Genomic DNA, 19,594 nt, shown 5'->3' with positions numbered 1-19,594 from the left:
AAAGCCCCGACAATCTGGCGGGGCTTTTTTTGTCCTGGTAGACGCTATTCACCGTAGAGGCGGATCTCCAGCACATGGGTGATGGCCTCGCCGCTCCAGTGGTACTCCAGATGACGGGCGTGGTCCACACGGCTGACCAGGCGGGGGCGATAGAGCACGTGACAGTCGTGACCGGGGTGGCGCACCGAGCGGTAGTGGATGCCGTCCGCCCCGGCGACCTTCTGCTCCCGGGCGAAGGCCTGGGCGGGGCCGTAATCGGTGGCGTGATAGAGGGGGCCTGGCAGAAACGCCGGGCCCGTGATGTCGATGAGGCTGGCGCTGAACTGCGCCTGGATCACCCGCATCTGCACCTTCTGGGCCGGCTCCCGGGTGTACCCGAAGATCCGCTCCCTGTGGTAGACCGTCTCCTTGATGCCGGTGTCGAGGGAGGGGGCACAATAGTAGCCGCCAAAGTCCCCCGTGGTGAAACGGGCACCCTCGGGATTGAGGTGAGTGAAGGCGGCCATCACATAGCTGCCGCCGGGCAGCCCCACCAGCCAGTCTTCCCTGGGCACCCGCATCAGCTCGCCCGCTTCTTCCCTCAGCCTGTCGTTGGTCAGGGCCTCGACGGCCCAGACCGCCTCCAGCTCGTCGGCGGTAGCGACGTCTTCATAGAGGCAGATGGGGGGAAAGCGGCTCGGAATGATGCGATAGGCGCATGCATTGTGGAAGGCGCGCAAGGGCGGGGAGGACATCAGGCCATCTCCCCGCGCCAGGCGTGCAGCCGGGTGGCCACTTCGTAGAGATCGGCCACCCGCCCACCCTGCATGACCTCCATGGCGCTGCGCCCGGCAAAGAAGGGGTGGCTGTTGGGTTTGCGCACCCAGCCATAGATGCTCTCATCCAGGCTGAACAGTAGCCGCAGGCTCTTGTGGATGTTGAGCAAATAGCTCATCCGCTCCTGGAGATCGGCGCTCAGCCGAATGCCGCCGCTGGCCTCCTTGTACTTGTTCAGGGTGGAGCGGGAGGTAATGCCAAGCAGCCTGAGCTGTTCATCCGTGCTGCACTGCCATTTGTCCAGGATGCGAAACACCACGGGCAGGGCCTTGCTGGGATCGACGGCGGGCTGTTGCCGGGGAAGAGATGCGGTGGCGACCATGTTGCCTCCCGGGTTGGCGTGCCAGACGGGCACGGGATCATGAGTTGTCTGCTAAGCAGTGTAGGGCAGGGGCGCAGTCATGTACATATCTATACATGGTTGCACTCAAATGTTCATTATTGGATGGATTTCGCGAGGAGGGGCGTGGGTCGGCCAAGTGAGCCCGTGCCAATGAAACGCCCCGCCAACTGGGTTGGCGGGGCGTGTCTCTTTGCGGCGTTTCTGCTTGTCGGGTCGGGGAGATCAGAGGGCGGGCAGCAGCCCCATGCTGACGCTGACCTGCACCCCGACGATCAGTACCCCCATGGCACCGGCCAGACCCAGGGCCAGCACGCCACCCGGGACGCGGTAGTGGTCTGCCTCGGCCTGCTTGCGGCTCTGCCACACCAGAGCCACCGGCAGCAGCACCGCCAGCACCGCCAGCGCAATGGCGGCGTAACCCAGCGCCATGATGAAGCCTTGCGGAAAGTAGAGGGCGAACAGCAGGGGCGGCACGAAGGTGATGAGGCCGGTCTGGGTGCGGCCCTGCCAGTTGTCCTTGCGACGGGTCACCTTGGCCATGAAGTCGAACAGTCCCAGGGTCACCCCGAGGAAGGAGGTGGCGAGCGCAAGATCCGCAAACAGATGCATCGCCTGGTTGAAGGCGGGCCAGCTCACCAGGCCGCCGACGTTGGCCAGCAGGCTGTCCAGGGCGCCGCCGGTCTGGATCAGGGATTGCTGGCCCAGCAGCCCCAGGATGGCGACCTGCCACAGCACGTAGAGCACGAGTGGCAAGGCGGAGCCCCACACGAAGACCCGGCGCAACTGCCTGGGGTTGTCCCCGAGGTAGAGCATGACGCTCGGGATGGAGCCGTGGAAGCCGAAGGAGGTGAAGATGACCGGCAGGCCCGCCAGCAGCAGGCCTTCCCCGAGGGGCATGGAGAGCAGGTGCTGCCCCTGGGCGCGGGGCAGCAGCAGCGCCAGCACCGCCACCATGATCACCAGCTTCACGGTGAACATCAGGCGGTTGAGGTAATCCACCTGCCTGGTGCCGACGCACACCATGCCGCCAAACAGCAGGGTAAAGACCCAGGCTGCCTGCTCCTGGCCGAGGGGAAGGCCGGCATCGGCCAATGCCTGGGCCAGCAGGCTGCTGCCGCCGCTGATGTAGGCGGAGGCCAGGGCGTAGAACAGCATCAGGATGCAGAAGGAGGCGATGCCCTTGCCCCAGGGGCCGAGCAGGTGATCCGCCAGCTGGTGGAGGTACCACTTGCCGGTGCTGAGGCTGGCTTCCACCTGCAGCATGGCGGTGAAGGCCATCAGGGCCCAGAGGCCGATCATCAGCATCAGGGTGGCGGGGCCGCCCAGGGACGAGGAGGCCAGCGGCAGGGCCAGCATGCCGGCGCCTATGGTGGTGCCTGCAATCAACAGGGTACAACCTAGGGTCTTGGTATTCATGTTATCCATCCGAATCTAAAAAAGCATCATGAAGGGTGGCTGGGTGCAAGGTGTCGGGGTGCCTCCGGGGGAAGGCCGGAGGCTAGCAATATCGGAGTGGAGACATCGTTACGAACAGCTGCAGGTTGTAAAACAGGGTTGCCACGTTAGCCGATTAAAATATCGAAAACAAGCGGGAGTGAGCGAAGGTTCTACTGTGAAAGGCGCTTATGTGGAAATAAATGATGACAGTTGTCTGGAGTGGATGGCGTAAAAACACGCAAAGGCGACCGTGGTCGCCTTCGGCACGTCCGTTCCGTGTCAGCGGCGGCGTTTGAGGGTACGGCTCACATAGTGCAGGCCGCTCTGGTAGTCGCCATTGACCGCCTTGAGGGCCAGCGTCAGGGCCTGGCTTGCCAGGGCGTCGTGCTGCTGGGGCAGGGAGTTGATGCCAAAGGGGAGGAAATCGAGCAGGCGGTCATCCCCGAAGGTAGCCATGGCGAGCTGGCTCATGTCAGCCTCCTGCTCCAGCAGGTAGTCGAGCACCCCCTCCATCAGGATGTAGGAGGTGGTGATCAGCGCCTCGGGCAGTTGCCCGAGCTGCTGATGGAGCGTCTTGATCAGGCGATACCCTTCGGTGCGCGAGAAGTGGGCCCCTTCACACAGGTGGCGGGTCGCACTGTGACTGGCAATGGCCTGTTCGAAGCCCGCTTTTCGCTCCTGACTGATCGTCAGTTCCGGCAGTGCAGTGATCAAGGCGATATGACCGATGGCCGGGGTGAGCAGGGAGGTGGTGAGGTCCAGGCTCGCCTTCTGGTTTTCACTCGCCACGGTGACGAAGTGCTCGGTGGCCATGGCACGGTCGATGGCGAGGATCTGCACGCCCCTGGACTGCTGCTCCAGGTAGAAGGGATCCGCCGGGAGGAGGCAGCTTGCCACCAGGAGCGCGTCCACATGGCGGCTCACCAGCATCCGGGCCAGCTCCTTTTCGGTGTCCGGATCGTCCTCCGAGCAGACGATGAGCAACTGATATCCCTGGGTGCGGGCCCCTTGCTCCAGGCGCTTGGCGAGCTTGGCGTAACTGGCGTTTTCGAGGTCGGGCAGGATGAAGCCGAGGGTGCGGGTCTGGCCGCCGCGCAGGGAAGCGGCGCGGCTGTCCGGCTGATAGTTGTGGGCATGGACCACGGCCATCACCTTGTCGCGGGTTGCCTGGCTGATGCGGTATTGATCGGCCTTGCCATTGATCACATAGCTGGCGGTGGTGCGAGAGACACCGGCCAGCGCGGCGATTTCATCCAGTTTCATCATGTTGGCTCTGTTTGAGTTGCAAGGCCCGCGCCGGTTCCTGGTTGGGGCGCCGAAAAGTGTGCGCGGGATCATATCATTGAAACGTACTTTCTGCGGGATCTTGAACAATGCGCTGAAACGATTCAGTCTGAGTGTAAATGAAACGATTCAGCTTGTCAGTAACGGATGATTATCTGCACTTGGAAATGGGTTCCGGCTCACCAAAGCGAGAGATCACCGTCTATTGTCAGCAGGCAAGTTACCCGAAAATCGAGTTGAGTTGAGCCGGTACGCCGCGAGGCGAAGCCGGACCTGATGGAGAATCTCTATGTTGAAGTTGGCGCGACAGCAAATCCTGCTGGGACAATCGGTGACGACCAAGGCGGACGCCATCGCACTGCTGGCAAGCAAACTGACCGACGCCGGTCTGGTTGAAGCAGGTTACGTGGACGGCATGCTGGCGCGGGAAGCGCAGCACGCCACCTATCTTGGCAGCGGTATTGCCATTCCCCACGGCACCACGGACACCCGTCATCTGGTGAAGAGCACCGGCGTCATGGTAGCCCAGTTCCCCCACGGCATCGAGTGGGACGAGGGGCAGATTGCCTACGTCGCCATCGGCATCGCCGCCAAGTCCGACGAGCATCTGGGCATTTTGCGCCAGCTCACCCACGTGCTGGGTGACGAGCAGGCCGCAGCCCAGCTCAAGGGGGCGACCGACGAAGAGACCATCATCAATATCCTGACTGGCGCGACTGCCGCCAAAGAGGTGCAATACCTGACCCTGGCGGACTTCCCGGCCGACGACCAGGAGCAGTTGCTGCTGGGGGCTGCGGCCCGCGCCAAATCCGCAGGCTGGGGAGACGCCGCCATGGTGAGCGCCCTCCTGGCCAGCCAGCCTGTTCACCTGGGGGAGGGCATCTGGCTGGCCCGTGCGCAAGCGGCCCAGACCGGTTGGGTGCTGGCCACCCCGAGCACCCCGCTGAACGTCGGTGAATTGCCGGTCAGCGCCCTGCTGCTGCTGTGTGCCGCAGATAGCGGCCATTTGCCGCAACTCGAGAATCTGGCCAAGCTGGCCGCAGCCGGCCAGCTGGCCACCCTTTCTGGCAGCGACGGTCTTGCCATGTTGCAGGCGGGTCCGGCGAGCGGGCTGTCCGAGACCTTCACCATCATCAACCCCCACGGTCTGCACGCCCGTCCGGGCGCCATGCTGGTCAAGGTGGCCAAGGAGTATGAATCCGACATCCGCGTCGCCAACCTCGATGGCAGCGGTGAAGCCGTCTCTGCCAAGAGCCTGATGAAGGTGATCGGGCTTGGGGTCAAGTGCGGTCATCGTCTGGCGTTTCGCGCCGAAGGAGCGGATGCCGAAGCAGCCCTCAAGGGCATTGGCGAAGCCATTGCCGCCGGCTTGGGCGAGGGGGCGCACTGATGGACATCGTCACCATCACCCTCAATCCCGCGCTCGATCTCACCACCCGTCTGGAGGCCATGCACCCTGGCGAGGTCAATCTGGTGAGCGAGGCCAACTTGCGCGCCGCGGGCAAGGGGATCAACGTCGCCATGGTCTTGAAAGATCTCGGCCGTGACGTAGGCCTGACCGGCTGGCTCGGTGAGGGCAACCAGCAGAGCTTCGTCTCCCTGTTCGAGGAACGTGCCCTTGCCGATCACTTCGTGCGCGTGGCGGGCGACACCCGGATCAACGTCAAGATCTCCGAACAATCCGGCCGGGTGACCGATCTCAATCTGCCGGGACTCGCCGTGCAGGAAGGCGATGTCAGCGCCCTGGAAGCGGCGCTGGAGCGACTGGCTCCCCACACCGACTGGTTCGTGCTGGCGGGCAGCCTGCCCAAAGGGGTGTCCCCCGATTACTGTGGCCATCTGATCCGCCTGCTCAAGGCCAAGGGCAAGCAGGTGATCTTCGATTGCAGCGGCGCGGCGTTGAGCGAAGGGATCAAGGCGGCGCCGACCCTGGTCAAACCCAACCTGGAAGAGCTGAGCCAGTGGGCCGGTCGTCCCGTGAAGACCCTGAGCGAGCAGGCCGAGTGCGCCCGCGCGCTGCAGGCAAGCGGGATCCCCAACGTGGTGATCTCCAATGGTGCCGACGGCCTCATCTGGTTTGCACCGGATGCCACCTGGCAGGCGATTCCGCCGCGCATGGAGGTGGTCAGCACCGTGGGTGCCGGCGACTCCCTGGTGGCGGGCCTGGTCCATGGCATGAGCCTAGACTGGACGCCGGAGCAGACCCTGCGTCTGGCCACCGCCGTCTCGGCACTGGCGGTGAGCCAGGTCGCGGTCGGCTTCAACGATATCAATGTGCTCAAACCGTTACTCGAGCAGGTGCGCGTACAGCGTCTGGATGATCTGGCACCGACTCAACCCCAACCCCATTTGATGGCTAACTCAGGAGATGCCCAATGAAAGCAATTCTGGTTACGGCTTGCCCGGCGGGCATTGCCACCAGCTTTCTGGCTGCAAAACGGATAGAACAGCAGGCCAAACTGGCTGGCTGGGAGCTCACCCTCGACGTCGAGTCCAGCGTGCAGCCCCGTCAGGTTCCCTCGAAAGAGCAGATTGCCGCCGCCGACCTGGTGCTGGTCGTTGCCAGCGCACCGGTGGATCTGGCCGCCTATGACGGCAAGTCGCTCTATCGGGGCGACATGGATCTGGCGCTCCAGGATCCCGCTGCCCTGCTGGAAGCCGCGCGAAGCGGTGCCAGCGTCTATCGCCATGAGGCGGCACCTGCCGTTGCCAAACCGACCAGCGGTGCCAAGCGCATCGTGGCGGTGACGGCCTGCCCGACCGGGGTGGCCCACACCTTCATGTCGGCCGAGGCCCTGGAGACCATGGCCAAGCAGCTGGGTCACCAGATCCGCGTCGAGACCCAGGGATCGGTCGGTGCCCAGAATGCCTTGACGGCGGACGAGATTGCCGCCGCCGATCTGGTGTTCCTCGCCACTGACATCGAGGTGGACATGGCGCGCTTTGACGGCAAGCCGGTCTATCGCACCAGCACGGGGGCTGCCCTGAAGAAAACCCGGGCCGAGCTCGACAAGGCCTGGACCGAGGCGAAGGTCTATCGCCACAGCGGCGCGGCTGCGGTCAAGAAAGAGGAAAAGGCGGGCCCCTACAAGCACCTGCTGACCGGTGTCTCCTTCATGCTGCCCATGGTGGTAGCGGGGGGCCTTATCATCGCGCTCTCCTTCATCTTCGGCATTGAAGCGTTCAAGGAAGAGGGGACGCTGGCCGCGGCCCTGATGAAGATCGGTGGCGGCTCCGCCTTCGCCCTGATGATCCCGGTGCTGGCAGGCTACATCGCCTACTCCATCGCCGACCGTCCGGGTCTGGCGCCCGGCATGATCGCCGGTATGCTGGCAAGCTCGCTCGGCGCCGGTTTCCTTGGCGGCATCGTCGGCGGCTTCCTCGCCGGTTACAGCGCCAAGTTCCTGAGCGACAAGGTGCGCCTGCCGGTCACCCTGGAAGCCCTCAAGCCCATCCTCATCATTCCGCTCTTTGCCAGCCTGTTCACCGGTCTGGTGATGATCTACGTGGTGGGTGGCCCGGTGGCGGGCATCATGAATGCCATGACCGAGTTCCTCAACAACATGGGCTCTGCCAACGCCGTGCTGCTGGGTGTCATCATCGGCGCCATGATGTGCTTCGACATGGGTGGCCCGGTCAACAAGGCGGCTTATGCCTTCGGTGTCGGCCTGCTCGCCTCCAAGACCTATGCCCCCATGGCAGCGGTCATGGCCGCCGGCATGGTGCCTGCACTGGGGATGGGGATCGCGACCTTCCTGGCCAGCAGAAAGTTCATCAAGGCGGAGCAGGAGGCGGGCAAGGCCTCCTTCGTGCTGGGTCTGTGCTTCATCTCCGAGGGGGCCATCCCGTTTGCCGCCAAGGACCCCATGCGCGTCATCCCGGCCTGCATGGCGGGCGGTGCCCTGACCGGTGCGCTCTCCATGCTGTTCGGCTGCGAGCTGGTGGCACCCCACGGTGGTCTGTTCGTGCTCTTCATCCCGAACGCCATCAGCCATGTGATGATGTACATCCTGGCGATCGCGGCCGGTTCTCTGGTGACCGGGGTGGCTTACGCCATGCTCAAGCGTGGCGAGGAGCAGGCCAAGCTGGCGACCGCCTGAGGGCGTCACGGCGTGACACACTCTTCATGACAAGGCGGCCCTGGGGCCGCCTTTCTTGTTGGGGGGAGGGGCAACGTGGGATTTAAAAATCCCAGCCTGGCGGGGGCGGCGGATCGGCCGCCTCTTCGGCCTGCGCCTTGCGGCGAGCGGCCTCGACCCTGGCCTTGCGGTTGCGGCACAGGCGCATCACCTCCTGCTGCTGGGCAGGGGTCATGGCAAGCCAGTTGAAACGCTCCTCGCGGCTTCGCAGGCATCCCTTGCAATACCCCTTGTTGTTCAGTTCGCAGACCCCGACACAGGGGCTCTGGAGCGGGAAGATTTCGAGCTGTTCCATCCATGACCTCTCACACCTTGTCACCTTGTTATAACCCAGAAGATCACGGCAGGAGAAATCCGTCGTCAGGGGCGTGAAGGCGTTTGCTTTCCCCGGGCAATTTTGGCATCTTCCCCGCCGTGCAAGACACTCGGTGTTATATGAGGACATATGAATAGACATGCGTACTGGTTGGCCGCCGCCGTGGTGGGGCTGGCCGGTTGTGCGGGCAACCCTGAACCGGTCAAGGTGCCCCAGAAGAAGGCGGAATCCGGATGTTTTCTGAACTGCGAGATCCCTGTGAATCTGGGCAAGCAGTATCTGGATGGTGCCCTGCCGGGGGATCTGGTGCGGGTAGAGCGGGTCAACAGCCGCGCCCGCGCCGATTACAGCAAGTTCGGTCCCCAGAGCCGGATGGTGATGGAACGCTCCGGCCGCATGGCGAGCCGCTATGGGGAGCTCTACCGTCAGCTCTCACGCTGGGTCGCCAATGGGGGCAATCCCGCCCATATCACCCAGTACGGCATCAGCCTGGCGCAGCTTGGCGGTGCCGACCGCATGGGCAACGTGCTCTTCACCGGCTACTACTCGCCGGTGCTGGAGGTGCGCCATCGCCCGGACGCCCAGTACAAGTATCCCATCTATGCCATGCCCAACTGCGGCGGTCGCTGCCCGAGCCGGGCCGAGATCCACCGGGGGGCGTTGGCCAACCGGGGGTTGGAGCTGGGCTACAGCAAGTCCCTCATCGACAACTTCCTGATGGACGTGCAGGGTTCCGGCTTCGTTCACTACGGCGATGACGACCGGCTGCAGTACCTCGGCTACAGCGGCAAGAACGGCCACGGCTATGTCAGCATTGGCCGGGTGCTCATCGACCGTGGCGAAGTGCCCAAGGAGCAGATGTCCATGAAGGCCATCAAGGAGTGGGCCAACCGTCAGCCGGAAGAGAGCGTGAAGGAGCTGGTGGAGCAGAACCCCTCCTATGTCTTCTTCGAGCGCCGTCCCACCAATGACGTGGTGGGGGCTGCCGGCATTCCGCTCTTGCCCATGGCGGCGGTGGCTGCCGACAAGACTCTGCTGCCCATGGGCACCCCCATCCTCGCGGAAGTGCCGCTGCTGGACAAAGAGGGCAACTGGACCGGCAAGCACCAGCTGCGCCTGCTGATTGCGCTGGATGTGGGGGGCGCGGTGAAGAAGGGGCACCTCGATCTCTACCACGGTATGGGGGAGAAAGCCGGTGTCGCGGCCGGTCACTACAAGCATTTTGGCCGGGTCTGGAAGCTGGGTCTGCACCACGGGCCGACTGCCGCCCCCTGGTTGTAACCCCCCCGGGTTGTAATGTAAGAGGGGCCATGGCCCCTCATTTCCCTCAAGAGACGGGACATTCCCATGAAAAAAGCCGCCGGAGCAATCCGGCGGCTTTTTGTTTGCGGGGCAGATCTGGCGATAAGGGCCGTCAGCCCTTTCGGATATCGAGCTTGATGGCGCCCACCGGCTGACAGCAGCAGGGGAGGCACTCCCCCTGGGAGACAAAGGCGAGCGGGACGGCGGCGTAGTGCACCTTGCCCGCCAGCAGCGGGGTGCGGCAGGCGCCGCAATAGCCGCTGCGGCACTGGAACTCCACGTGATGGCCGTGGCGCTCCAGGGTCTCCAGCACGCTTTCGCCGGGATGGGGGTGCAGTACACCGTCCAGGGTCTGTACCTGGGGGGCTTGCCCTTCCGGCGCCGTGGTGGCGGTATGCTGGGGCGCGTTCAGGGTGGCGGTGGCGTCACTCACGGACGTCGCTCTCCCGCATCATGGGCTGCCAGCAGAGGTCGCCTTGCATCACAGCTCGAAGTCACCGAGATCGTCGGCGTGCACTTCACTGTCGATCTGACCCACCAGATAGGAGCTTACTTCCACTTCCTGGGGCGCCACCTGCACGTTGTCGGAGGAGAGCCAGGTGTTGATCCAGGGGATGGGGTTCTGCTTGGTGCCGGCAAAGGCCGGTTGCAGGCCGACGGCCGCCATGCGCAGGTTGGTGATGTATTCCACGTACTGGCAGAGGATGTCCTTGTTCAGGCCGATCATGGAGCCGTCCTGGAACAGGTACTCGGCCCACTCCTTCTCCTGCAGGGCCGCTTCCTTGAACAGCTCGAAGCAGGCCTGCTCGCACTCGACGGCGATCTCCGCCATGTCGGGGTCGTCGTTGCCGCTGCGCATCAGGTTCAGCATGTGCTGGGTGCCGGTCAGGTGCAGCGCTTCGTCACGGGCGATCATCTTGATGATCTTGGCGTTGCCCTCCATCAGCTCGCGCTCGGCGAAGGCAAAGGAGCAGGCGAAGCTCACGTAGAAGCGGATGGCTTCGAGGGCGTTGACGCTCATCAGGCACAGGTAGAGCTTCTTCTTGAGCTCCCGCAGGCTGATGGTGACTTCGCGATCCCCGATCCGGTGAGTCCCCTCACCGTGCAGGTGATAGACGGAGGTGGCCTCGATGAGATCGTCATAGAAGTGGCTGATGGAGCCGGCGCGCTTCAAGATCTGCTCGTTGGTCACGATGTCGTCGAACACCTGGCCCGGGTTGTTGACGATGTTGCGGATGATGTGGGTGTAGGAGCGAGAGTGGATGGTCTCGGAGAAGGCCCAGGTCTCGATCCAGGTCTCCAGCTCCGGGATGGAGACCAGGGGCAGCAGGGCAACGTTGGGGCTGCGGCCCTGAATGGAATCCAGCAGGGTCTGGTACTTCAGGTTGGAGATGAAGATGTGCTGCTCGTGGGGCGGCAGAGCCTGGAAGTCGATGCGGTCGTGGGAGACATCCACCTCTTCCGGGCGCCAGAAGAAGGAGAGCTGCTTCTCGATCAGCCGCTCGAAGATGTCGTGCTTTTGCTGATCATAACGGGCCACGTTGACCGACTGGCCGAAGAACATCGGCTCCTTGAGCTGATCGTTTTGGGTCTGGCAAAAAGTAGAGTAAGCCATGGTTCGAATGCCGTGAAATAGGGAAAACAGGAGGGCGGGAGCTTGATGCTCCCGCCCGGTTTATCAGTGCGTTTCGCGGTTAGATCTTGCAAGCCCCGCCAGCGCAGCCGTCATCTTGCAGATCGGTCTGGGTGTCGTCGGCACCATCACGGGTGTTGTGATAGTAGAGGGTCTTGAGACCGTATTTGTAGGCGGTCAGCAAGTCTTTGAGCAACTGCTTCATCGGCACCTTGTTGCCTTCGAAGCGGGCCGGGTCGTAGTTGGTGTTGGCGGAGATCGCCTGATCCACGAACTTCTGCATGATGCCGACCAGCTGCAGGTAACCGTCGACGCTCGGCTGTTTCCACAGCAGTTCGTACTGATCCTTCAGGCGGTGGTACTCCGGCACCACCTGCTTGAGGATGCCGTCCTTGGAGGCTTTCACCGACACCAGGCCGCGGGGCGGCTCGATGCCGTTGGTGGCGTTGGAGATCTGGCTGGAGGTCTCGCTCGGCATCAGGGCGGTCAGGGTGGAGTTGCGCAGACCCACGGTCTTGATCTCTTCGCGCAAGGTTTCCCAGTCCAGGTGCAGGGGTTCATTGCACAGGGTGTCCAGATCCTTTTTATAGGTATCGATGGGCAGGATACCCTGGGCATAGGTGGTCTCGTTGAAGGCCGGGCAGGGGCCGAACTCGCGGGCCAGTTGCACGGAGGCCTTCAGCAGGTAGTACTGGATCGCCTCGAAGGTGCGGTGGGTCAGGGCCAGACCGGAACCGTCGGAGTAGCGGGCACCGTTTTTCGCCAGATAGTAGGCGTAGTTGATGACGCCGATCCCCAGGGTGCGGCGGTTCATGCTGCCCTTCTTGGCGGCCTTGAGCGGGTAGTCCTGATAGTCGAGGAGGGCGTCCAGAGCGCGCACGGCCAGCTCGGCCATCTCTTCCAGATCTTCCAGCTTCTCGATGGCGCCCAGGTTGAAGGCGGAGAGGGTGCACAGGGCAATCTCGCCGTCCTCGTCATCCACGTTGTTGAGCGGCTTGGTGGGCAGCGCAATCTCGAGGCAGAGGTTGGACTGGCGCACCGGCGCCACGCTCGGATCGAACGGGCTGTGGGTGTTGCAGTGATCCACGTTCTGGATGTAGATGCGGCCGGTACCTGCACGCTCCTGCATCATCAGGGAGAAGAGATCCACTGCCTTCAGGGTCTTCTTGCGAATGGCCGGATCCTGCTCGTACTTGACGTAGAGCGCTTCGAACTTGTCTTGATCCGCGAAGAAGGCATCGTACAGGCCCGGTGCATCGGACGGGGAGAACAGGGTGATGTCGCCGCCCTTGATGAGGCGCTGGTACATCAGCTTGTTGATCTGCACGCCGTAGTCCATGTGACGGACCCGGTTCTCTTCCACGCCGCGGTTGTTCTTCAGTACCAGCAGGCTCTCCACCTCGGTGTGCCACAGCGGGTAGAACAGGGTGGCCGCACCGCCGCGCACGCCGCCCTGGGAGCAGCACTTCACCGCAGTCTGGAAGTATTTGTAGAAGGGGATGCAGCCGGTGTGGAAGGCTTCGCCGCCACGGATGGGGCTGCCCAGACCACGGATGCGGCCGGCGTTGATGCCGATGCCGGCGCGCTGGGACACGTAGCGCACGATGGCGCTGGCGGTGGCATTGATGGAATCCAGGCTGTCGTCGCACTCGATCAGCACGCAGGAGCTGAACTGGCGGGTCGGGGTGCGCACGCCGCTCATGATCGGGGTCGGCAGCGAGATCTTGAAGGTCGAGACCGCATCATAGAAGCGCTTGATGTAGTCCAGACGGGTATCTTTCGGATACTTGGAGAAGAGGCAGGCCGCTACCAGGATGTAGAGGAACTGCGGGCTCTCGTAGATCTCGCCGGTGACGCGGTTCTGTACCAGGTACTTGCCTTCGAGCTGCTTGACCGCCGCGTAGGAGAAGTCCATGTCGCGCCAGTGATCGAGGTAGCCGTTCAGCTCCTCAAATTCCGCCTGGGTGTAGTCTTCCAGCAGGTGCTTGTCGTACTTGCCCATGTCCACCAGTCTGGCGACGTGCTGATACAGGTGGGGCGGCTCGAACTGGCCGTAGGCCTTCTTGCGCAGGTGGAAGATGGCCAGACGGGCAGCCATGTACTGGTAGTCCGGGCTTTGCTCGGAGATGAGGTCAGCTGCAGCCTTGATGATGGTCTCGTGGATGTCGGCGGTACGGATACCGTCATAGAACTGGATGTGGGACTTGAGCTCCACCTGGGAGACCGACACGTTGTCGAGCTTCTCGGCAGCCCAGTCGAGCACACGGTGAATTTTATCCAGATCGATGGGTTCTTTGTGTCCGTTACGCTTCGTCACAAACAAGTTCATTGGCTGATGACCCCTTTCATTGATACCTGCCGGTATCGGTTGATTCCCGAAAAGCCATCGCACAATGGCGCAACCCGGCTCCGTCTGTCGAGGGAAACTGGGCAGGCATTGTGCGATGAATCACAAGATGTAGTGTTATTTTTAATGCGAACTACAAGATAGTGAGGTCGATGCGGTAATGCAATCTGTGGATAACGCATTAGCTGTGGATAAATTGTGGGTGTCGGGACGGGAGTTAGTGGACGCTCACAGCGAACGGGTTTTCATCCGTCCGATCCGTCAAATGCAAGTCCGGCGATCGAAGATGGAAAATTAAAATAACTTTTTTTGCTTGCGAAAGCAGGGTGTTTTTACTAGCAAATCCGGTCTGCTCATCCCTTGTGCAGTCAGGGTCAAAAGGTGTCCTGTTACGCCGTTCGGGGGGTTGCCAAGCCTGTAAAAAGAGGGATCGTCCGGGATCCCTCTGGTGTGCTGCGGGGAGAGCTGCGCGCCGGGGCCGATGCCCGCATGGCCATCGGGACATCATCAAAGTTGCCCCGCAGATCCACCTCTATCCGGATGCCTTGTCGGTCATGGGCAATGAACGTGTCAGCTCAGCTCGTAACGCAGCCAGTGGTGCAGGGCCTGCACGGTATCAAAGTGAAGATCGGCGCCCCAGAGGGCGGGATCCTCGTCATCATTGAGATAACCCCAGCCAGCCACCGCGGTACGCATGCCGGCATTGCGGCCAGCCTCGATGTCGCGCACGTGATCCCCTACATAGAGACACTGGCTCGCCGCGATGCCGAGCCGCTCGCAGGCAAAGAACATGGGGGCTGGGTCGGGCTTGCGTACCGGCAGGGTGTCGGCGCTCACCGTCACGCCGCAACTGGCGAGTTCAGGCAGGGCTGCCAGGAGCGGTTCGGTGAGAAAACCCGGCTTGTTGGTGACAATGCCCCAGGGCAGCTTTTTCTCGTCGAGCCACTCGATGAGATCCACCATGCCTTCATAGGGGCGGGTGCCGACGCAGAGGTTGGCGGCGTAGTAGTCGAGCAGGGCGGTGCGAAGGCGGGTGGCCCCCAGCTCCTCGAGCAGCTCGTCACCAAGACCGGCCCTGAGCAGCCCGAGGGCCCCGTGGGAGGTGGTCTGGCGGATGATGTCGTCAGAGAGCGGGGCAAAGCCTTCGCTTATCAGCACGTGGTTGACGGCGGCGCCAAGGTCTGGGGCGGTGTCGAGCAGGGTGCCGTCCAGATCAAACAGCACGCAGCCAAGGGGCATCGGGTGAGGTGTGCTCATCAGCCTTGCTCCGGGCGCTCGAACGCCACCATGTAGTTGACGTCGACATTCTTGCCGAGCTTGAAGCTGTTGGAGAGCGGGGCGTAGTGAACGCCGCTCATGTCCCGCACCAGGAGGCCCGCCGCTTCCCCCATGCGACAGAGTTCGGCGGGGGTGATGAACTTCTTGTGATCGTGAGTGCCCTTGGGGACCATCTTCATCAGGTACTCGGCCCCGAGGATCATCATCAGATAGGCTTTCGGGTTGCGGTTGATGGTGGAGACGAACACCTTGCCCCCCGGCCGTACCAGGGTGGCGATGGCGCGCAGCACCGAGGCCGGGTCCGGCACGTGCTCCAGCATCTCCATGCAGGTGACTACGTCATACTGGCCCGGCACTTCATCGGCGTGGGCTTCGGCGGTGATCTGGCGGTACTCGAGCTCCACACCTTGTTCCAGCGCGTGGAGGCGGGCGACGCCGAGGGGCTCCTTGCCCATATCGATGCCGGTGACCCGGGCCCCCCGGCGGGCCATGCTCTCGGAGAGGATGCCGCCACCGCAGCCGATGTCGAGCACGCGCTTGCCAAACAGGCCGCCGCTCTTGTCGGTGATCCAGTCAAGGCGCACCGGGTTGATTTGATGCAGCGGCTTGAATTCGCCCTCCATGTCCCACCAGCGGGAGGCGATGGCTTCAAATTTGGCGATTTCTGTCAGATCGACATTGGCATCACTATTCATGTTTTGATGATCCTGTGGCAAGGCACGCAGCGGGCTGGGCGCGCGCAATCTATTGTCCTGGCGCGCATTATAACGGACCGACCTCGTCGCACCAGCCCGATGTGCTCATCGGATTTGTGGCTTAATGTATTTGGCTCAGTGTGTTACCATGTCGCGCTGTTTAAGCCAAAGAACAACTAATTAGGGATTAAGGCTTTCTATGAGCGATCTGGCCAGAGAGATCACGCCGGTCAACATCGAAGAAGAGCTCAAGAGTTCCTATCTGGATTACGCCATGAGCGTGATCGTAGGACGAGCTCTGCCGGATGTGCGTGATGGCTTGAAACCGGTTCACCGCCGCGTTCTGTATGCAATGAACGAGCTGGGGAACGACTGGAACAAGCCCTACAAGAAATCGGCCCGTGTGGTCGGTGACGTAATCGGTAAATATCACCCGCATGGCGACATCGCCGTGTATGACACCATCGTCCGGATGGCGCAGGATTTCTCCATGCGCTACATGCTGGTCGACGGTCAGGGCAACTTCGGTTCGGTGGACGGCGACAACGCCGCGGCCATGCGTTACACCGAAGTGCGGATGGCGCGCATCTCCCACGAGCTGCTGGCCGATCTGGACAAAGAGACCGTGGACTGGGTGCCGAACTACGACGGTACCGAGATGATCCCGGCTGTCATGCCCACCAAGGTCCCCACCTTGCTGGTCAACGGCTCCTCCGGTATCGCGGTGGGCATGGCGACCAACATCCCGCCTCACAACCTCACCGAGATTGTCAACGGTTGCCTGGCGCTGATCGAAAACGGCGACCTCACCATTGACGAGCTGATGATCCATGTCACCGGCCCGGATTTCCCCACCGGCGGCATCATCAACGGCCGTTCCGGCATCGTGCAGGCTTACCGTACCGGTCGCGGCTCCGTCTATGTGCGGGCCAAGGCCGAGGTGGAAGTGGACGAGAAGACCAGTCGCGAGACCATCATCGTCCACGAGATCCCCTATCAGGTGAACAAGGCTCGCCTGATCGAGAAGATCGCCGAGCTGGTCAAAGAGAAGAAAATCGAGGGCATCAGCGCCCTGCGCGATGAGTCCGACAAGGACGGCATGCGCATCGTCATCGAGATCAAGCGCGGCGAGTCCGGCGAGATTGTGCTGAACAATCTCTACAAGCACACCCAGATGCAGACCACGTTCGGCATCAACATGGTGGCGCTGGACAACAACCAGCCCAAGGTGATGAACCTCAAAGAGATCCTGGATGCCTTCCTGCTGCACCGCCGTGAAGTGGTGACTCGCCGGACCGTGTTCGAGCTGCGCAAGGCGCGGGATCGGGCGCACATCCTGGAAGGGTTGGCGGTGGCATTGGCCAACATCGACCCCATCATCGAGCTCATTCGCCACAGTGCGACCCCGGCGGATGCGAAAGCCGCCCTGGTAGCCAAGGGCTGGGAGCTCGGCAACGTGGCCGCCATGCTGGAAAAAGCGGGCGACGACGCGGCTCGCCCCGAGTGGCTGGAGCCCGAGTTCGGCATCCGTGAAGGGCAGTACTTCCTGACCGAGATCCAGGCCCAGGCCATCCTTGACCTACGTCTGCACAAGCTGACCGGCCTCGAGCACGAGAAGATCCTGGAAGAGTACCAATCTCTGCTGGATCTCATCGCCGAGCTGCTGCACATCCTGGCAAGCCCGGAACGCCTGATGGAAGTGATCCGTGACGAGCTGCTGGCCGTGCGCGAGCAGTACGGCGACGAGCGTCGCACCGAGATCAGCATGTCCAGTGCCGAGATCAACATCGAAGATCTGATCACCCCGGAAGACGTGGTCGTTACCTTGTCTCACCAGGGCTATGTGAAGTATCAGCCGCTCTCGGACTACGAGGCCCAACGCCGCGGTGGTCGTGGCAAGTCGGCCACCCGGATCAAGGAAGAGGACTTTGTGGAGCGTCTGCTGGTGGCCAACACCCACGACACCATTCTGTGCTTCTCCACCCGTGGCAAGGTCTACTGGCTCAAGGTGTATCAATTGCCGGAGGCGTCCCGTGGCGCCCGCGGTCGTCCGATCATCAACCTGCTACCGCTGGATGAGGGTGAGCGCATCACCGCCATTCTGCCGGTGAAAGAATATGACGCCGACAAGTATGTCTTCTTCGCCACCGCCAACGGCACCGTGAAGAAGACCAGCCTGTCCGACTTCAGCCGTCCGCTCTCCTCCGGTATCCGTGCCATCAACCTCAAAGAGGGTGATGAGCTGATCGGGGTGGACATCACCGATGGCAGCAACGAGATCATGCTCTTCTCCGATGCGGGCAAGGTGGTTCGCTTCGCGGAAGGCAGCGGTCGCGCCGATGCCGATGCCACTGACGAGGTCGACACCGATGACGACGCCGGCAACGACGATGACGGCAGTGACAACGGCGAAGGCACCGAAAGCAAGGGCACCTTCAAGGGCGTACGTCCCATGGGTCGTACCGCTGCTGGCGTGCGCGGCATCAAGCTGGGCGCCGGTGACAAGGTGGTCTCCCTCATCGTGCCCCGTGGTGATGGTGCCATCCTCACCGCTACCGAGAACGGTTACGGCAAGCGCACCGCGCTGGACGAGTACCCGACCAAGAGCCGTGGTACCCAGGGCGTCATCTCCATCAAGGTGGATGAGCGCAACGGCAAGGTAATCGATGCGATCCAGGTCGAAGATACCGACCAGATCATGCTGATCACCAACGGCGGTACCCTGGTTCGTACCCGGGTGTCCGAGGTGAGCGTCATCGGCCGCAACACCGGCGGTGTGCGTCTGATCCGTACCGGTGAAGACGAGACCGTAGTCGGCCTGCAGCGCGTTGCCGAGAGCGACGAAGAGGAAACCGAGGCCCTGGCTGTTGAAGGGGAGGTGTCTGAAGGCACCGACACCGCAGCGGACGCTGGCGCCGTCGATACCGGGGAGGCGGGCGACGAGTAATCGTCCCCCTTTGTCCGGTGCAAAAGAGCGACCTTGATGGTCGCTCTTTTTTTGTCCGCCTCACCGCAGGCTCTCCCCGTCCCTGTGCTTGCCCTGGCGCCCTCTTTTCTGCTGCCAGGCTCTGTCTGCCGTGCATGCAGCCCTGCCTGCCACGGCGTCATCTTCCTGATATGCAGGGTTGGTCCCATCGCATCAACACGATTCCTTCACTCGACTGTCATGGCCCTGTCATGACGGCCAGCCATGCTGCCTGCGTTGAATGAGGCCACCACAGAGGCAGGCATCGCTTGCCAGGAGCACTGTTATGACGAGCTGGGTAATGTGGGAGATCTGGTGGAGCCGGATGTGGGGAGGGCAGGAGAAGGCGCGCCTTAGAGTGGATGAGGAGGAGGTGGCGCACGAGCCATCCCGCCTGCCTGCGGAGCTGATTGCACAGCGCCACCCAGCGGGGAGCTACCCGCCGAGACCACGGGGCTGATGGCGCTCAGAACAGACGCAACTGCTCGCCCGGGCGGATGAAGGCGGCTGTATTGAGTGCAATATGGCGCTTGCCCAGTTGCAGCCGCCTGCTGATCAGGCGAAAGCGCTGGGCGAGCAGGTCGGCAAACTGTCCTTCACCTCGCATGCGGCTGCCAAAGGTGGCGCTGTTGAGTGCGCCACCCCGGCTCGCCCGCAGCTGGTTGAGGATCGCCTCTTTCTGGCCGGGATAATGCGTATCGAGCCAGTCGCAAAAGAGGGTGGTGAGCTCGTGGGGCAATCGCAGCAAGATGTAATCCGCACAGCCCGCCCCGGCGTCGACGGCGGCCTTGATGATCTGTTCCAGTTCAGGCTCGTTGAGCCTGGGGATCATTGGGGCGGCGAGCACGCCGACCGGCACACCGGCCTTGGCCAGTCGTTCGATCACCTTGATCCGCCCAACCCCCGTGCTGGCCCTGGGCTCCAGCTGTCGCCTCAGCGTCTCATTGAGGGTGGTGACCGACACCATCTTAAATGCGAAAGGGGACTCCCTCCGACGTAGGTGGGAGGGGAATTTCGCCGGGGCGTCAGCCCCGCTGGT

The 19,594-nt window shown here is 62.5% G+C and carries 17 protein-coding genes; 6 read left to right on the top strand and 11 right to left on the bottom strand.

Annotation, left to right across the window (positions count from 1 at the left end):
- Positions 1-44: 44 nt before the first annotated feature.
- The 4 genes from PG892_RS13535 to cra form a co-directional block, all read right to left on the bottom strand.
- Positions 45-734 (bottom strand): RES family NAD+ phosphorylase, encoded by a 690-nt coding sequence (locus tag PG892_RS13535; protein ID WP_103260196.1) that lies wholly within the window; start codon positions 732-734, stop codon positions 45-47.
- Complete coding sequence (locus PG892_RS13530; protein ID WP_041211580.1) at positions 734-1,138, bottom strand: antitoxin Xre-like helix-turn-helix domain-containing protein; 405 nt, start codon at positions 1,136-1,138, stop codon at positions 734-736. Before PG892_RS13530 ends, PG892_RS13535 begins: the two co-directional genes overlap by 1 nt.
- Before the next feature lie 243 nt (positions 1,139-1,381).
- Positions 1,382-2,575 carry an aromatic amino acid transport family protein gene (locus PG892_RS13525; RefSeq protein WP_041211460.1) on the bottom strand — a complete coding sequence of 398 codons (1,194 nt, stop codon included), beginning with the start codon at positions 2,573-2,575 and terminating at the stop codon, positions 1,382-1,384.
- Positions 2,576-2,875: 300 nt separating this feature from the next.
- Positions 2,876-3,862 (bottom strand): catabolite repressor/activator, encoded by a 987-nt coding sequence (cra, locus tag PG892_RS13520; RefSeq protein ID WP_181023056.1) that lies wholly within the window; start codon positions 3,860-3,862, stop codon positions 2,876-2,878.
- A gap of 307 nt (positions 3,863-4,169) precedes the next feature.
- Between cra and fruB the strand changes: the two genes are divergently transcribed.
- Genes fruB through fruA form a run of 3 tightly spaced genes read left to right on the top strand, consistent with a single transcriptional unit; the run spans position 4,170 to position 7,980 of the window.
- Positions 4,170-5,270, top strand: coding sequence for a fused PTS fructose transporter subunit IIA/HPr protein (gene fruB, locus PG892_RS13515; RefSeq protein ID WP_049636761.1), 1,101 nt, complete (start codon positions 4,170-4,172; stop codon positions 5,268-5,270).
- A complete protein-coding gene (pfkB, locus tag PG892_RS13510; protein WP_049636760.1) occupies positions 5,270-6,259 on the top strand; it encodes a 1-phosphofructokinase in 990 nt (329 codons plus the stop codon). Before fruB ends, pfkB begins: the two co-directional genes overlap by 1 nt.
- The gene (fruA, locus tag PG892_RS13505; protein ID WP_049636759.1) at positions 6,256-7,980 is read left to right on the top strand and encodes a PTS fructose transporter subunit IIBC; all 1,725 of its coding nucleotides are present in this window, start codon (positions 6,256-6,258) and stop codon (positions 7,978-7,980) included. Before pfkB ends, fruA begins: the two co-directional genes overlap by 4 nt.
- 82 nt (positions 7,981-8,062) lie before the next feature.
- Here fruA and PG892_RS13500 read toward each other — a convergent pair whose 3' ends face one another.
- Complete coding sequence (locus PG892_RS13500; protein ID WP_010674819.1) at positions 8,063-8,314, bottom strand: DUF1289 domain-containing protein; 252 nt, start codon at positions 8,312-8,314, stop codon at positions 8,063-8,065.
- Between the two features lie 150 nt (positions 8,315-8,464).
- Between PG892_RS13500 and mltA the strand changes: the two genes are divergently transcribed.
- A complete protein-coding gene (mltA, locus tag PG892_RS13495) occupies positions 8,465-9,616 on the top strand; it encodes a murein transglycosylase A (RefSeq protein ID WP_029314565.1) in 1,152 nt (383 codons plus the stop codon).
- A gap of 133 nt (positions 9,617-9,749) precedes the next feature.
- Here mltA and yfaE read toward each other — a convergent pair whose 3' ends face one another.
- The 5 genes from yfaE to ubiG all read right to left on the bottom strand — a co-directional run bounded on the left by yfaE (position 9,750) and on the right by ubiG (position 15,590).
- The gene (gene yfaE, locus PG892_RS13490) at positions 9,750-10,070 is read right to left on the bottom strand and encodes a class I ribonucleotide reductase maintenance protein YfaE (RefSeq protein WP_010674817.1); all 321 of its coding nucleotides are present in this window, start codon (positions 10,068-10,070) and stop codon (positions 9,750-9,752) included.
- A 48-nt stretch (positions 10,071-10,118) separates the two neighbouring features.
- A complete protein-coding gene (gene nrdB / locus PG892_RS13485; protein WP_010674816.1) occupies positions 10,119-11,252 on the bottom strand; it encodes a class Ia ribonucleoside-diphosphate reductase subunit beta in 1,134 nt (377 codons plus the stop codon).
- A 79-nt stretch (positions 11,253-11,331) separates the two neighbouring features.
- Complete coding sequence (gene nrdA, locus PG892_RS13480) at positions 11,332-13,599, bottom strand: class 1a ribonucleoside-diphosphate reductase subunit alpha (protein ID WP_010674815.1); 2,268 nt, start codon at positions 13,597-13,599, stop codon at positions 11,332-11,334.
- A 588-nt stretch (positions 13,600-14,187) separates the two neighbouring features.
- Complete coding sequence (locus PG892_RS13475; RefSeq protein ID WP_029314563.1) at positions 14,188-14,874, bottom strand: HAD family hydrolase; 687 nt, start codon at positions 14,872-14,874, stop codon at positions 14,188-14,190.
- Complete coding sequence (gene ubiG, locus PG892_RS13470; RefSeq protein WP_010674813.1) at positions 14,874-15,590, bottom strand: bifunctional 2-polyprenyl-6-hydroxyphenol methylase/3-demethylubiquinol 3-O-methyltransferase UbiG; 717 nt, start codon at positions 15,588-15,590, stop codon at positions 14,874-14,876. Before ubiG ends, PG892_RS13475 begins: the two co-directional genes overlap by 1 nt.
- 199 nt (positions 15,591-15,789) lie before the next feature.
- Here ubiG and gyrA point away from each other — a divergent pair, with 199 nt between their 5' ends.
- Positions 15,790-18,537, top strand: a complete 2,748-nt coding sequence (gyrA, locus tag PG892_RS13465) for a DNA topoisomerase (ATP-hydrolyzing) subunit A (RefSeq protein WP_102948509.1) — start codon at positions 15,790-15,792, stop codon at positions 18,535-18,537.
- Positions 18,538-18,841: 304 nt separating this feature from the next.
- A complete protein-coding gene (locus tag PG892_RS13460; protein ID WP_010674811.1) occupies positions 18,842-19,015 on the top strand; it encodes a hypothetical protein in 174 nt (57 codons plus the stop codon).
- 6 nt (positions 19,016-19,021) lie between these two features.
- Here the strand turns inward: PG892_RS13460 and PG892_RS13455 are convergent.
- The coding region (locus PG892_RS13455) for a hypothetical protein (protein ID WP_257710199.1) at positions 19,022-19,594 on the bottom strand (573 nt) is incomplete at its 5' end.

Source organism: Aeromonas sp. QDB68 (assembly GCF_027707405.1).
Classification (GTDB): Bacteria; Pseudomonadota; Gammaproteobacteria; order Enterobacterales; family Aeromonadaceae; genus Aeromonas; species Aeromonas caviae.
Note: the sequence above shows the minus strand (reverse complement) of the source record. Positions and strands in the feature narration are given on the sequence as shown.